This window comes from Pirellulimonas nuda (assembly GCF_007750855.1).
In the GTDB taxonomy this organism is placed as follows: Bacteria; Planctomycetota; Planctomycetia; order Pirellulales; family Lacipirellulaceae; genus Pirellulimonas; species Pirellulimonas nuda.
Window position 1 is genome coordinate 3,214,813 of sequence record NZ_CP036291.1, and the last position, 12,619, is coordinate 3,227,431.

The window sequence follows — 12,619 nt, forward strand, 5'->3', positions numbered from 1 at the left end:
TTTTGAGTGAGGCCGCCGGAGGCTACCGCTCGACGCGGGCAGATCCTCCCCCGACCAGCTTCTCTACTTCGGCCAGCGTCGCCATCGAGGTGTCGCCCGGGGTGGTCATGGCCAGCGCGCCGTGCGCCGCGCCGTACTCCACCGCGCGCTGAGGGTCGTCGCCGGTCAGCAGGCCGTAGATCAGGCCCGAAGCGAAGCTGTCGCCGCCGCCGACGCGATCAAACACCTCGAGGGCGGCGCGGTGGGTCGCTTCGTAGCACGTTCCGCCGCTCCAGCAGAGGGCGCCCCAGTCGTTCACGCTGGCCGACCGCACCGTGCGGAGGGTCGTGGCGATTACCTTGAAGTTGGGGAACTGCTTCGACGCCTTGTCGATCATCCGGCGGTACGCGTCCAGCGGCAGGTGTGAGAGCCCCTGGTCGACCCCTTCGACTTCCAGCCCCAGGCAGGCGGTGAAGTCTTCTTCGTTGCCGAACATCACGTCCACGAGCGGCGCCAGCCGGCGGTTGACCTCCCGCGCCCGCTGCGGGCCCCCTACCCCTTTCCAGAGCGAGGGGCGGTAGTTCAGGTCGTAGGAGGTGACCACGCCGCACTCTCGGGCGGCGACGAGCGCTTCTTCCGCCACGTCTGGGGTGGTGTCGGAGAGCGCCGCGAACACCCCGCCGGTGTGGAACCAGCGGGCGCCCGCCCCGCGGAAGATCGCCGGCCAGTCGATCTCGCCCGGCATGAGCTGCGACACGGCCGTCTGGCCCCGGTCGCTGCAACCAACCGCACCGCGGACGCCGTAGCCGCGCTCGGTGAAATTGAGCCCGTTGCGCGCCGCCCGGCCGACCCCGTCGAACGGCGCCCAGCGGACGTGGCTCACGTCGACCCCGCCCTGCAGCATGAGGTCCTCTACCAGGCGGCCGACTTCGTTGTCGACCAGGGCGGTGACGATCGCCGTGCGTAGCCCGAAACAACGCCGGAGCCCCCGGGCGACGTTGTACTCGCCCCCCCCCTCCCACACGTCCAAACGCCGCGCGGTGCGGACGCGTCCCTGGCCCGGGTCGAGCCGGAGCATCACCTCGCCCAGCGAAACGAGGTCGTAACGGCACTGGTCGGCGGGCTTGAGCGTCAACGATGTCATCGGATTGCACACGTGTTTCTGGAGGCACGTCTAACACGGGCGCCGAGCCGAGCCGTTCTACCGGCTGCTGCTCCGACCCGCCTGGATCGACCGATAGCGTACCGTTTTGGCGCCGCGAGCCAAGCTCCCTTTCGCCGGCCCCCCGCGACGTGGCCGGGCGGAACGGCAGGGTCCTACGAGACGTTTACGTACATGGTTTTCTTCTCGAGGTAGTTTTCCATGCCGTACCGGCCGTCTTCTCCGCCGACGCCGCTGAGCTTGTGCCCGTTGTGGAAGCCCTGCCGCTGCTCGCCCATGGGGCGGTTGACGTAGATCTCGCCGAACTCCAGCTCGGCGACGGCGCGGTGAACGTTGGCCAAGTCGCGGGTGAAGAGGAAGGCCGCTAGCCCGTAATCGCTGTCGTTCGCCAGCGCGAGCGCTTCGTCGAAGCCGCCGACCCGCATCACGGGGCTCACCACACCGAAAACTTCTTCCCGCATGACATCCATCGCGTTGGTGCAGTCGGAGAGCACCGTCGGCTCGTACCAGTGGCCGCGGCGGAACTGCTCGCCGGTGGGACGCTTCCCGCCGACCAGCACCTTCGCGCCGGCGTCGACGGCGCGTTGCACGATGGCCTCAAGCCGATCGGTCTCGCCGGCGCTGACCTTGGGGCCGATGTCGGTGCGGTCGTCCATCGGGTCGCCGATCCGGAGCTGCGCGACGCGGCCGCAGTACTTCCGCAGGAACTGGTCGTAGACCCTCTCGTGGATGTAGAATCGTTCCGGGCAGGTGCAGACCTGGCCGCTGTTGAGGTGGCGGGAAACGACGGCTGCCTCGACGGCCTTGTCAACGTTGCCGTCGGCCAGCAGGATAAAGGGCGCCTTGCCCCCCAGCTCAAGCCGCACGGCGGTTATGTTCTGGGCCGCCTGGCGGAAGATGTGCTGGCCCGTGGCGGTGGAGCCGGTCATCGACACCAGCCGCGTAATCTTGTTGGTGACGAGCTCTTCGCCCATCGTCGAGCCCCCACCGGTGACGAGGTTCAGCACCCCCTTGGGGATGCCGGCCTGCTCGGCGAGCGGGCCCAGCCGCAGCACGGCGACGGGGGTCACCGACGGCGGCTTGACCACCATCACGTTGCCCGTGGCAAGCGCCGGGCCGATCTTGCGGCAGGCCAGCGCCAGCGGGAAGTTCCACGCCGCGATCCCCACGGTCACGCCGTACGGGACCTTGTGGATGAAGATGTGCTCGCCCGGCAGGTCGGACGGCAGGATGTCGCCCTCGATCCGCCTGGCCGACTGTGCCGGGAAGTTGATGAAGTCGGCCGCGACGTCTACCTCGCCGAGCGCCAGCCGGTAGGTCTTTCCCATCTCGCGGACCAGCGTCTGGGCAAGCTGCTCGCGGTTGGCGAGGATCAGCGACGCAAACCGGGCCAGGACCTCTCCCCGCTGCACCGCGGGGGTCTGCGCCCAGCCGCGCTGGGCCGCTTGTGCGGCCTCGAGCGCCGCGACGGCGTCTTGGGAAGCTCCGTTGGGGACCGTGAAGAGGGGTTCTTCGGTCGTCGGGCTGAGGACGTCCATGCGCTCGCCAGACCGGGCGTCTACGAAGGCGCCGCCGATGTACATCTGGTAGTGCTGCTTGGTCATAGGGAAGCCCGTCGTCTGACGAAGGGTCGGCTGGTTTGTCGCCTTGTCTGAGGGCGGACGCCAACGGGGCTCGCCCCTAGCGGCCCATCCGTCCCCATTGGTGCGTCAGCTACGAACGGGTGGTGGCGACCTTCTGCCCGCTGGATCGGAAGTCGGCCAGCGCCCCGCCGGCCGGGCCGTACCGCCGTCCCGTAGGTCGGAGCAATAGTTCGAAGCTTGCCGCCGGCAGTTGCTGCGAGAGGCCAGGGAGAGGCTCGGCACGTAACGCGAAGAGGGGCGAACAGCACGCTGCGAAGCCTTGGGCGCACCGAGGCGAGGCTGCCCACGCCCCGACATGCCGAACGCTCTACTGGATGTTCGCCTCAAGCGCCGCGACGGCCGCCTCTTCGTTCCCCATGCGGATCGCTTCGACAATCGCTACGTGCTCGAGGTGGCTTTCCATCATGCAGCTATGCCGGCTGTAGTGGAGCATCATCCGGCTCACGATCGGCAGCCAGATGGCTACCAGGTCTGGGTTCCCAGAGAGCTCAACGTTCAGGCGGTGCAGCGCCATGTCTTGCTCGACGAACGTCCCAAGGTCTTCGCTTTCGCACGCGGCCCGCATGCGATCCATCGTCGCTTGGAAGCGTTCGACGGTCTGGTCGTCCTTCGTTGGGAACCACTTGCGTAGGGCGAACACCTCGATCTCGCGTCGCAAGCCAACCAGCAGCTCCTGCGTCTCTTCGTGGACCGCGGCGACGCGGACGCCGCAGTTCGGCTTTGCGATGAGGAGGCCTTCTTGCGTCAGTTGCAGCAAGGCGTCGCGGATCGGGGCGCGGCTCACGTGGTACTGCTGTGCCAGAGCCTGCTCTCGCAGGTTTGTGCCCTCGGCGAGCCGTCCCGCAAGGACATCGGCCCGGATCCGATCAGCCACTTGTTCGCGGATCGTCCGCGCGACTGGGAGCTCCGTCATGATCGCCTGTTCCTTTGCACCAAAGCTGCTTGCCGGCCAGATTGCATTTTGACCACAACAAACTATTGCCTGTCTCTTGCGTTTCGTCCAATAATATACATTCTGGCTTCCCGGACGTCACGCTGCTTTCTGTACCGCGAGGGTGCGTCAGCTGGAGAACCGGTACGCTACCTCACTGGGTTCCTGCCGTCGATCGGCCGCCCGCAGCCAGCGGGTTGGCGCCTGCCCGCGCCGGCAACGCGGATGGCGGGGCGCCCCGTTGGCGAGCGTCTGCCTTCTTATCGGTCGGCGGCGCATCGTGCACCGATCTCCGGTGCCGATCTAGGGCTGCTGCTGCCCTGCCCCGACGCGGCTTGTCCATGTCATCGCGGACTGTCCAAATCCGGGGCGCCGCGGGGGCGGCGAGCGCTACGGCTACTGCGTCCAACCCGAGCTAGCGCCGTTGCACGATGTTGGCTAGACTGGTTGCACCCGCGGCCCCGTGGCGGGGGCGGCCCTATCCCTGCTCCACTGGCGGCTGTGCCGCTACCGGTTCATGAACGAGTTTCCCTACATCACCGAGTACGTCAACGGCGTCTTCGCCCGCGAGCGGAAGCAGTGGGACTTCATCCTGCTGCGGCCGCTGTTGTTGGTGATGTACTTTGTGGTGCGGTTCGTCAGCTTCCCGCTGAAGTTTGTGCTGCACCGCTGGCCGCTGGGGTTCGAGGCGTACCTCATCGACTGCTGCATGGCGTTTGGCATGAAGTACCTGGCGAGGGCGGACGCGGCAGAGCTGTTCATGCGCCACGTCCAGATCGAGCCGCTGCTGTACCAGCACATCCTCCGGCAGCAAGACGCCCCGGTCCAAAGCAGCGGGGTCAAGCTGAACACCATCGACGGCGATTTCAGCGTCGACAGCATCCGGACGGTCTTGGACAACCGCTTGACCGTGGGGCACGACCGGCTCTCGTATGAGATCATCGACCGGTTTGACAAGCAGGCGTTCCTGCAGAACCTCGACTACATCCGCACGACCAGGCCCCGCGACCACGAAGAGCTGAGCAAGGCGGTGCTGGAAGAGAACCGCAGGCACTCGCTCCAACTGCTCGGGCCGACGAACGTCGTGATGCTCATCGTGATGGCCATCACGGTGCTGGGCGATCTCGACACTACCGTCACGGCGCTCAACTCGTTCGGTTCCGACTCGGTGCTGCTGTGGTGCGTGAAGCGGATCTACGCGGGCGACGAGGAGGTGCAGGTAGACCTCGACTTCTTCATGCAGGAGGTCGCCAACCGCGGGCACTACCACAGCAGCGCGTTCTTCTCGAACCCGAGCCAGTACCTCTACTACCATATCGTGTTCGACGAAGTGGTTTACGACCTGCTCCGCAACACTCCGCCAGCCGCCGGCGACGCATGACGCCCAGCGCCTGCTACATCACCGGCGCCGCGTCGTACCTGCCGGGCGATCCGGTTGAGAACGACGCGATCCAGCGCTTCCTGGGGGTCCTCGCCGGCGAAGACGACGTGCGCAGCAGGGTCCTGGCGATGAACGGCATCCGCCGCAGGTTCTACGCCCAAGACGCCCAGCAACGCGCCACGCACGACGTCTACGGGATCGGCGCCGAGGCGGTCGCGCGGCTCGCGGCGCTGGCGCCCTGCGGTGCGGCGACATTCTTGTCGGGGGGCACGACCTTTGCGCCGCTCGCAGCGCCCGGGTTCGCTTCGATCTTGCATGCGCGGCTCAGCGAACGCGGCCTGCTGTGTGGCCCCGCGGAGATCAGCTCCAACGCGGGGATCTGCTCCTCCGCCGCCACGGCGCTGGTGGGGGCGATGCGGGCCGTGGCGAGCGGCCAGCACCGCGTCGCCCTGTGCGTGGGCGCCGAGCACGCGTCCGAGGTGCTCAAGTCGACCGCGATCCGGCCCGTCGACGATCGGGACCAGCACGCGAACGTGCGGAACAGCCGCTGGTTTATGTCGGTGTTCCTCCGCTTCATGCTGTCGGACGGCGCCGGCGCGATGCTGCTGGAAGACCGGCCGCGGCCGGGGGGGATCTCGCTGCGGGTCGACTGGACCCACTCCCGGTCGTTCGCCCACGAGGCGCCGCTGTGCATGACGCTCGAGAGCCGCACCGCGCTGCTCAGTCAGGACGTGTCGATCTTGTCCAGGCACCTCTTCCCGGCCGCGGACGCCTTCCTCGAAGACGCCTTTGCGCGCCACGACGACTCGGTCGGCGCCCACTCGCTGGTGCTGCCGCACATGTCGTCGTTCTTCTTCCGGCGGAAGATGGAGCGGGTGATCGCCAAGCAATGTCCCGATCCCCGCAACCCGACCCCCTACTGGACCAACCTCGCCACGGCCGGCAATACCGGGGCGGCCAGCATCTTTGTCATGCTGGACGAGTACCTACGCGAAGGGACGATCGCGCCGGGCGACCGGCTGCTGCTGTTTGTGCCGGAGTCGGGGCAGTTCAACTTTGTGCTCATCAGCCTGACCGCCGTAGCGTCATGACCACCCCCCCCGCGGCCGGCACACGGCGTCTATTGATCATCGGGGCGGGGAGCAGCGGGCTCATCACGCTAAAGTACGCCTGCGAGCTGCTCACCGGTTGGGAGATCGAGTGCTTCGAGCAGTCCGACGGCGTCACCGGCGCCTGGGGGAACCCCTACGAAGGGTTCGTCTCGACCTCGACCAAGTACACCACCCAGTTCGCCAGCTACCGGCGCTTCGACGCGTCGGTTTGCTCGGACGGCGGCGCCAGCCGCAGCGAGTTCTTCCGAGACGGCGAGTACGGCGAGTACCTGACGCGCTTCGCAGATCATTTCGGCCTGCGCGGGCGCGTCGCCCACGGCCGCCGGGTGCTTGCCCTGGCCCGCGCGGGGGGCAGCGCTGGCTGGGAGGTCACCTACGCGGCCCCCGACGCGGCCGAGCCCCTTGTCCGCCGGTTCGACGCGGTCGTGATCTGCACGGGGCTCGTGGCGGAGCCCAGGTCGTTGGGCGACCACCCCCGTGTGGCCAGCCTGCCGACCGTGATGTCGTCCGACGGTCTCCGTGAGATTACCGGCAAGACCGTCGTTGTTGTCGGCGGCGGCGAGATGGCGACCGACTTCGCCAATCGGTTGGCCCAGCCCGGGCTAGGGAACCGCGTTTTCCTCTCGCTCCGCTCCGGCATCAGGGTCAGCCCCCGCTACCACCCCATCCGCGGGGTGCCGTCCGACTTCCTGCGCAACCGGCTGATGCTGTCGATCCACGTCGATATCCGCAACTGGATCGGCGCCCGCTTCGTCGCGGCCCGGATCCGCTACCGGCGGTGGTTCGAGCGTGTGTTCCCCCCGCGTGCCGACCCGCAGGCCAGCGGCGCGCCGGCGCCCACCGGTGCGGGCGTCGCGAGCGATTGGTCCAAGCGGCTGAACCGGCGGGCCGAACGCGGCTTGTTCGACATGTTCCACAACAAGAGCGACGACTTCCTGACGGCCATCGCCGAAGGGCGGCTCGACGTGGTCGGGGCGCCGCTGGACGCGTCCTTCACCACCTTCGGCGAGTTCGACGCGGAAGGGACGCGCGAGATCGCGCCGGACGTCGTTGTGCCCGCGGTCGGTTTTCGTTCGCGGTTGGGGCGGCTGAGCGACGGGGCGATCGAGCTGCGGGACTTCTACCTGGGCTGCCGCCACATCGAGCACGACGACCTGTTTCTAGTCGGCTTCGCCCGTCCCGTGATCGGCAACATCCCTTCGATCAGCGAGATCCAGGCCCGCTACGTTGTGCTCTCGCTGGCCGGCCAGGTCGCCCGGCCCAGCGACATCGTCCAACGCCACGCCGTGGACGCCGCCGAGCGGCGCCGACGCTTCGCCGGCGTCGACACGAACCTGATCTACCCCGTCGAGATGTTCCCCTACTGCGATCGGCTCGCCCGTGAGATGGGGGTCGCACCGCGTCCCAGGACGCTCCGGGAGAGGTGGGCCGTGCTCACCGCGCCGGCGACTACGCTGGACTACGCCTGCTTCCAGGGAGCCAGGGACGCGGGCGCCACGCCCCCGACTTACCTCCCGGCGTCGCTCATCTTCTTGCTCTTCCTGCTCAAGCCGCTCGACTGGGCGTACCGCGCGATCGTGCGTCAACGCTGAATCGCCTTCACCCGCAGCCCGTGCTTGAGCCGCATCGTCAGCAGGGCAGACGCCTCGTGGCGGCCCTGCCCATCGATCTGGAGCCGGAAACGCTGCGCCAGGGTCGCCAACAACACGAGCAGCTCGAGCGTGGCAAAATGGACCCCGACGCATACCCGCGGCCCCCCGCCGAACGGCACGTAGGCGTGCGTCGACCGCCGGTTCTCCTCGGCGCCGGGGCGGAACCGTTCTGGATCGAACCTGCTCGGGTCCGCCCAGAAGTCCTTGTGCCGGTGCAGGGCGTGGCGGCTGAACGCGACCATCGCGCCGGCGGGGAGCGTTACGCCGCCGAGCTCGACGTCGCGCGTCACGTTGCGGTTCTCGAACCAGAACGGCGGGTGGAGGCGGAGCGTTTCGTCGATCACCATGCGGGCGTAGGTCAGCCGGGGGGCGTCCTCCACGCGCATCTCGCGGCCGCCAAGCACCGTGTCCAACTCCTCGTGCAGGCGGCGTTCTACCAGCGGGTTCTTCGCTAGCTCGTACCAAATCCAGGTCAAAGCGACCGAAGAGGTCTCGTGACCTCCCACGATCATGCCCAGCACCTCGTCGCGGACCTCGGCATCGGTGAGCCGCGGCCGACCATCGGCGGGGTCGTCGGCCAACAGCAGCGACAGCAGGTCTTTGCCGGACGCTTCGGCGCGGCGTTGGTCGATGGTGGTTTGGATGAAGCGGTGAAACTCGGCCAGCGTTGTTCGCAGGCGCCGGTTGAGCCGTGAAGGGAACCACGCGCTGCGCACCACCGGCAGCGGCGCCTTCGAGCTGTAGTGGTCGATCACGTGCGTCCAGCGGCGGATCGGTTCACGGGCTTCGTCAAACGCGTCCTGGAACAGCGCGCGTCCGACGATCTCGAGGGTGAGCTCGTCCATCTGGTCCGCCACATCGAACGCGGCGCCGTCGCGGCTGCGTGACTCCCACTGATGCGCGACGCGGTGGGCGGCCCCGAGCATCGGTTGAAGGTACGCCTCGACCCGTGCCGGACCCATCAACTGCTGAATGGCGGCCCGGCGCTGCTTCCACTGGTCCCCCTCGGCGACCACCAGCCCGCTGCCGAAGGCCCGGCGGAAGCGGTCGTACAGCGGGCTGCGTTTGTCAAAGGCGTCGTGGGTTTGTTGCAGCACCTGCTTCACCAACGCCGGGTGGTTGATCAGGTAAAACCCGACCACGCCGCGGTAGTGCACAAAATCGCCGTACTCGGCGATCAGCTTGTCGAACAGCCGCTCGCGGCTGAACGCCAGCATCCAGACCCGGTAGCTCCACGGCGTCGACGCGAGGGCGCCGGAGAACTCGGCGGGGGGCTTGGAGGGGGTCATCTGGGGTCCGGCTGCGGCGGTAACCACGATCGATCGCGGCGCTGGCCGAGAGTCGGCGCCGGTGGCGGCCGGCTTAGCCGCCACTGCGGGTCATCGTCGGCCGCGGGGGCGGCCGGGGCAATCCCGCAACGCCCCGAAACGTCGGAGCCAGGTCCCGCAACTCAGGCTCGCCGTCCCGCTAGCGCAGCGGCCGGGGGGGGCGATGCGCGCACAAAGAAAGCGCCACACCCCGCGACGCAGAGATGGCCCGTCCTTGCTCCAGCCGGGGCCGATGGGGCGGCCCCGGCCGCAGTGGCAGTCTCGCGTTGAGAGGCAGCCCAGAGGCGACGGCGGTCGTGTGGGAGGCAGCGACCGGCCGTCGCCTGCTCGAAGGATCTGTGCGGCGCCTCAGCCGGCTTGGGGCCGGAGGACCGCCAACCAGTCTCCCCCGTCGTCTCCGGGCGGGTTGCCGATGGCCACCACGCTGCCGCCGTTGACGGCGCGGGTGGACCCCGGCTTCAAGGCGCCCCCGGCACGCGGGTTGAACCACTGGACCTCGAACGCCCCCTTGGCGCCCGAGAGGTCGAGCTTGGTGTCGCCCGCATGCTTGCGGTAGACCAGGTAGAGCTCTCCGGGCTTGCAGAAGCAGTACGCGTCTTGGTCGGCCACCAACTCGTCGGCGCCGGTCATGTCCCAGAACGGGATCTTGTTGTCCTTGAAGAACGCGAGCGCGGTCCGGCATTGGTCCCACATCTTCGCACGCACGCGGTAGTCTTGGCAGGTCAGGTCGCTGTGCGCGTGCTGGTAGCCGAAGTACCACTCGACTCCCGCGCCGCCGGCCATCAGGTTGCCCCACAGGGCGTTCTTGCGTGCGTTGTCGCGTGTCGGGTCCTCCTCGTCGGGGATCAACGCGTGCGACGCGTCCCCCGGCTCATCACAGGCCACCACCCAGGGCTTGCCCGCCTTGTCCGAACGACGCAGGTACTCCAGCGTGCGGCCGTGGACGCTGCGGAAGTCGGCGTTGCTGGTTTGCAGCGAGAAGCCGGTGAGGGCAGAGCCCGTGCCTGCGGCCGGGTCGTACTCTCCCAGCAGGTCGAAGTGGTTGTCGCCGTTGTGGATGACGATGTGGTGGTGGTAGGGGTCGTTCTCCCAGAAGTACCGCGCCCAGTCCTGCTTCTGCTTGGTGCTCACCTTGTGCCCCAGGCCTACCTCTTCGCCGAGGTTCCAGTTGAGCGCCAAGTGATGGGCGAACCGCGCGATAAGCTCGCGGTAGTACAGCTTGCGCTGAGGCCCCAGTTGCCCGTTGTCCAGGATGTTGACGTTCTCGGCTTCCAGCGTTTTAAAGTGCAGGTACATCCCTAGTTTCGTCCCGTGGGAGAACACGGTCTCCCACTGGTCCATGCGGGAGCAGTCGATACGGTCGCGCTGGTCGTACTGAGTGTACGGGAAGACGTTGCGGTCGTCCCCTTCGATGTTGAGCGTCAAGAAGGAGAAGGCGTTTAGCCCTTTGGACGCCAGGTAGTTGATGGCGCCGATTAGCCCCTTGCCCTTGCCGTCCTGCCAAGTGGGATCGCCGGCCTTCCAATCCTTTACGTGGGGCGCCCAGTCCTTAATCAGGTTGTCCTTCTTGCCGTCCGTCTTGAAATCGCCGTCGAAGTCCTTGTAGGCGAGGAGGTTCTCTGGGGCGTCGACGCCGGCCTTGAGGAAGTACTCGTGGTTGCCCGCGAACTGCAGGTGGTGCTTGCCGACATAGTCCAGCCGCCCCTTGCCGCGGAAGTCGCGCCCCGATTTGTCGGTCTTGGCGACCTCGAAGGAGCCCTTGAGTCCGTCGAGCATGTTGACGGGCTTCCCTGCGTCGGCGGCGTCAGCGACGGCAACGCCCGGCCCCTGGCGGAACGACACCTCGTACGTCCACTTGCCGGCGTGGTCGGGCGCCAGATGGGCGCGCCACTTGTCGCCCTCGGTGGCCGAGGTGTTGCCGGCGTCGCCGTCGGCCGCAAAGTAGCCCGGCACAACGTAGGTCAGCCCCGATTCGGGGTGCCGGAACGTGACCTGAAGCCGATAGTCGAGGAACGGGTTGGGGGTCCCGTCTTCTGAGGCTTGTGGCCCGTTGAGCGTCAGGGTGACCTTGTGCCACTGCTTCTGCTCGCCAGAGATGGACGCCCCCCCCAGCTCTGAACGGGCGCCGACGACACTCGCCGCATGGCTAACGAAGAGGAGGAGACCTAAGCTGCACGCCGCTACTCGGAAGAGATGAGTCACCGTTCCCGCCACTCGTGGGTTTGCGAATCGACCGAGCGAAAGCCGGCGCCTCCGCCTGGGGGATCATTGCTGTTTTTAGGCAAAGCGTGCACAGAAAAAACTTGTCGCCCAATTTGGGCCATTGGTTGTGCACGGTTTGAGCCGCCCGGCGGGTCGGCGCGTCTCCCGGCGGCGCCCGCTCAGCGGTGGGGCCACTTGGAGTAAGCCTTGGCGACCTTCTCGCCCCAGTTGCCGTACCACGCGTAGCCGTTGCGGCGTTCGGCGCCGATCTGTTCGATCTGGTACTTCACCACTCCGTCGCGGTCGCAGAAGAACGGACGGTTCGACTTGATCTCGTAGAACCTGGCCCACAGCGGCCCGGCGGAGGGGTCTTCTTGCAGTTTGCGCTCGCCGCCGCTCCGCACGTAGCGATACCCCTCGATCTTCGCCCCGTCGAACCACGCCACGCCGCTGTTGACCGCGCGGACCACGTCGGGGCTGGGCTGGTCGAGGTTCATAAGGAAGATCAGGACGCCGGCGCTCTCAGCGCCGCTGAGGGAGGCGAGCTCGTAGCTGCGGGCGCTGGTCGCGGCGAGCGAGACCTCGTCGTGCTGGGCGCACCAAACGGTGGGCCGGCCGTCCACGACGACCTGGCATTTGACGATGCAGTCGACGCCGCGCTCGAGCGCCTTCTCGGCGGCGGCGCGACGCCCCTCGTCCAGGAACGCGAAGTCCTCGGCGGTAGTCGCGTCGCGGAGGAACTCCATGATGCGGATCATGCTGCCGTCGTTGAAGGTGATGTGGCGGTGGTACTGCTTGCTGAGCGGATAGTACTGGGGCCACCCGCCGTTGGGGTACTGCGCCCTCAAGATATGGTCAAAGCCAGTGAGGAACGCCTTCTCGTAGCGCTGGTCACCGGTCGCCCGGAAGGCGCGGGCGAGCAGGCGCAGCTCGCCGCTGGTGGCGCCGTTGTCGAACGTCCCGCGGAGCTTTGCGCGGTCGCCGGAGAACGCCTTGCGGGTCGTGTCGGTGTTCTTCGGCCAGTCCCCCTGCTCTGTCTGCCAGGAGAGGATGTGCTCGAGGGTTTGTCGACCGTCGTCGCTCTGAAACCAACTGTCGGGCTTCTTGGCCAGGCCCGCGGCGGCCGTATCGGCGAGGAGCGGGGCGGTGAAGCTCAGCAGAGCGAGCAGCGCGATGCAGCAGTGTCGGAGCATGTTCGTCGTCGGGGAAAAGAGTGAAAGGTGCGATAC

9 protein-coding genes are annotated in these 12,619 nt (G+C 67.5%); 3 read left to right on the forward strand and 6 right to left on the reverse strand.

The features are described from left to right. Window positions 1-22: 22 nt before the first annotated feature. The 3 genes from Pla175_RS12745 to Pla175_RS12755 all read right to left on the reverse strand — a co-directional run bounded on the left by Pla175_RS12745 (window position 23) and on the right by Pla175_RS12755 (window position 3,697). Window positions 23-1,123 carry a sugar kinase gene (locus tag Pla175_RS12745; RefSeq protein ID WP_145285234.1) on the reverse strand — a complete coding sequence of 367 codons (1,101 nt, stop codon included), beginning with the start codon at window positions 1,121-1,123 and terminating at the stop codon, window positions 23-25. 173 nt (window positions 1,124-1,296) lie between these two features. After that, complete coding sequence (gene aldA, locus Pla175_RS12750) at window positions 1,297-2,745, reverse strand: aldehyde dehydrogenase (RefSeq protein ID WP_145285238.1); 1,449 nt, start codon at window positions 2,743-2,745, stop codon at window positions 1,297-1,299. A gap of 346 nt (window positions 2,746-3,091) precedes the next feature. Continuing rightward, entirely contained in the window at window positions 3,092-3,697 is a 606-nt protein-coding gene (locus tag Pla175_RS12755) for a GntR family transcriptional regulator (protein WP_145285242.1), read from the reverse strand. Window positions 3,698-4,232: 535 nt separating this feature from the next. Here Pla175_RS12755 and Pla175_RS12760 point away from each other — a divergent pair. The 3 genes from Pla175_RS12760 to Pla175_RS12770 are packed head-to-tail and all read left to right on the forward strand — an operon-like array spanning window position 4,233 to window position 7,800. Beyond that, window positions 4,233-5,096 carry a DUF6999 family protein gene (locus Pla175_RS12760; protein ID WP_145285245.1) on the forward strand — a complete coding sequence of 288 codons (864 nt, stop codon included), beginning with the start codon at window positions 4,233-4,235 and terminating at the stop codon, window positions 5,094-5,096. After that, on the forward strand, window positions 5,093-6,187 hold the full coding sequence (locus tag Pla175_RS12765; protein ID WP_145285248.1) for a 3-oxoacyl-[acyl-carrier-protein] synthase III C-terminal domain-containing protein: 1,095 nt from the start codon (window positions 5,093-5,095) through the stop codon (window positions 6,185-6,187). The genes Pla175_RS12760 and Pla175_RS12765 overlap by 4 nt, the downstream gene beginning before the upstream one ends. After that, window positions 6,184-7,800: an FAD/NAD(P)-binding protein gene (locus Pla175_RS12770; RefSeq protein WP_145285252.1), complete on the forward strand. Its 1,617-nt coding sequence runs from the start codon at window positions 6,184-6,186 to the stop codon at window positions 7,798-7,800. The genes Pla175_RS12765 and Pla175_RS12770 overlap by 4 nt, the downstream gene beginning before the upstream one ends. Here the strand turns inward: Pla175_RS12770 and Pla175_RS12775 are convergent. The 3 genes from Pla175_RS12775 to pelA form a co-directional block, all read right to left on the reverse strand. Then, window positions 7,791-9,149 carry a cytochrome P450 gene (locus Pla175_RS12775; RefSeq protein ID WP_145285255.1) on the reverse strand — a complete coding sequence of 453 codons (1,359 nt, stop codon included), beginning with the start codon at window positions 9,147-9,149 and terminating at the stop codon, window positions 7,791-7,793. The two genes, Pla175_RS12770 and Pla175_RS12775, sit on opposite strands and share 10 nt — an antisense overlap. Window positions 9,150-9,536: 387 nt before the next feature. Continuing rightward, a complete protein-coding gene (locus Pla175_RS12780) occupies window positions 9,537-11,390 on the reverse strand; it encodes a DUF5060 domain-containing protein (protein WP_145285259.1) in 1,854 nt (617 codons plus the stop codon). Between the two features lie 179 nt (window positions 11,391-11,569). Beyond that, a complete protein-coding gene (gene pelA, locus Pla175_RS12785; RefSeq protein ID WP_145285263.1) occupies window positions 11,570-12,583 on the reverse strand; it encodes a pectate lyase in 1,014 nt (337 codons plus the stop codon). Between the last annotated feature and the right edge of the window lie 36 nt (window positions 12,584-12,619).

Excerpts from the sequence above, each read along its gene's own strand:
- Pla175_RS12745 (WP_145285234.1), bottom strand. The coding sequence starts at position 1,123 with ATGACATCGTTGACGCTCAAGCCCGCCGACCAGTGCCGTTACGACCTC.
- aldA (WP_145285238.1), bottom strand. The coding sequence starts at position 2,745 with ATGACCAAGCAGCACTACCAGATGTACATCGGCGGCGCCTTCGTAGAC.
- Pla175_RS12755 (WP_145285242.1), bottom strand. The coding sequence starts at position 3,697 with ATGACGGAGCTCCCAGTCGCGCGGACGATCCGCGAACAAGTGGCTGAT.
- Pla175_RS12760 (WP_145285245.1), top strand. The coding sequence starts at position 4,233 with ATGAACGAGTTTCCCTACATCACCGAGTACGTCAACGGCGTCTTCGCC.
- Pla175_RS12765 (WP_145285248.1), top strand. The coding sequence starts at position 5,093 with ATGACGCCCAGCGCCTGCTACATCACCGGCGCCGCGTCGTACCTGCCG.
- Pla175_RS12770 (WP_145285252.1), top strand. The coding sequence starts at position 6,184 with ATGACCACCCCCCCCGCGGCCGGCACACGGCGTCTATTGATCATCGGG.
- Pla175_RS12775 (WP_145285255.1), bottom strand. The coding sequence starts at position 9,149 with ATGACCCCCTCCAAGCCCCCCGCCGAGTTCTCCGGCGCCCTCGCGTCG.
- pelA (WP_145285263.1), bottom strand. The coding sequence starts at position 12,583 with ATGCTCCGACACTGCTGCATCGCGCTGCTCGCTCTGCTGAGCTTCACC.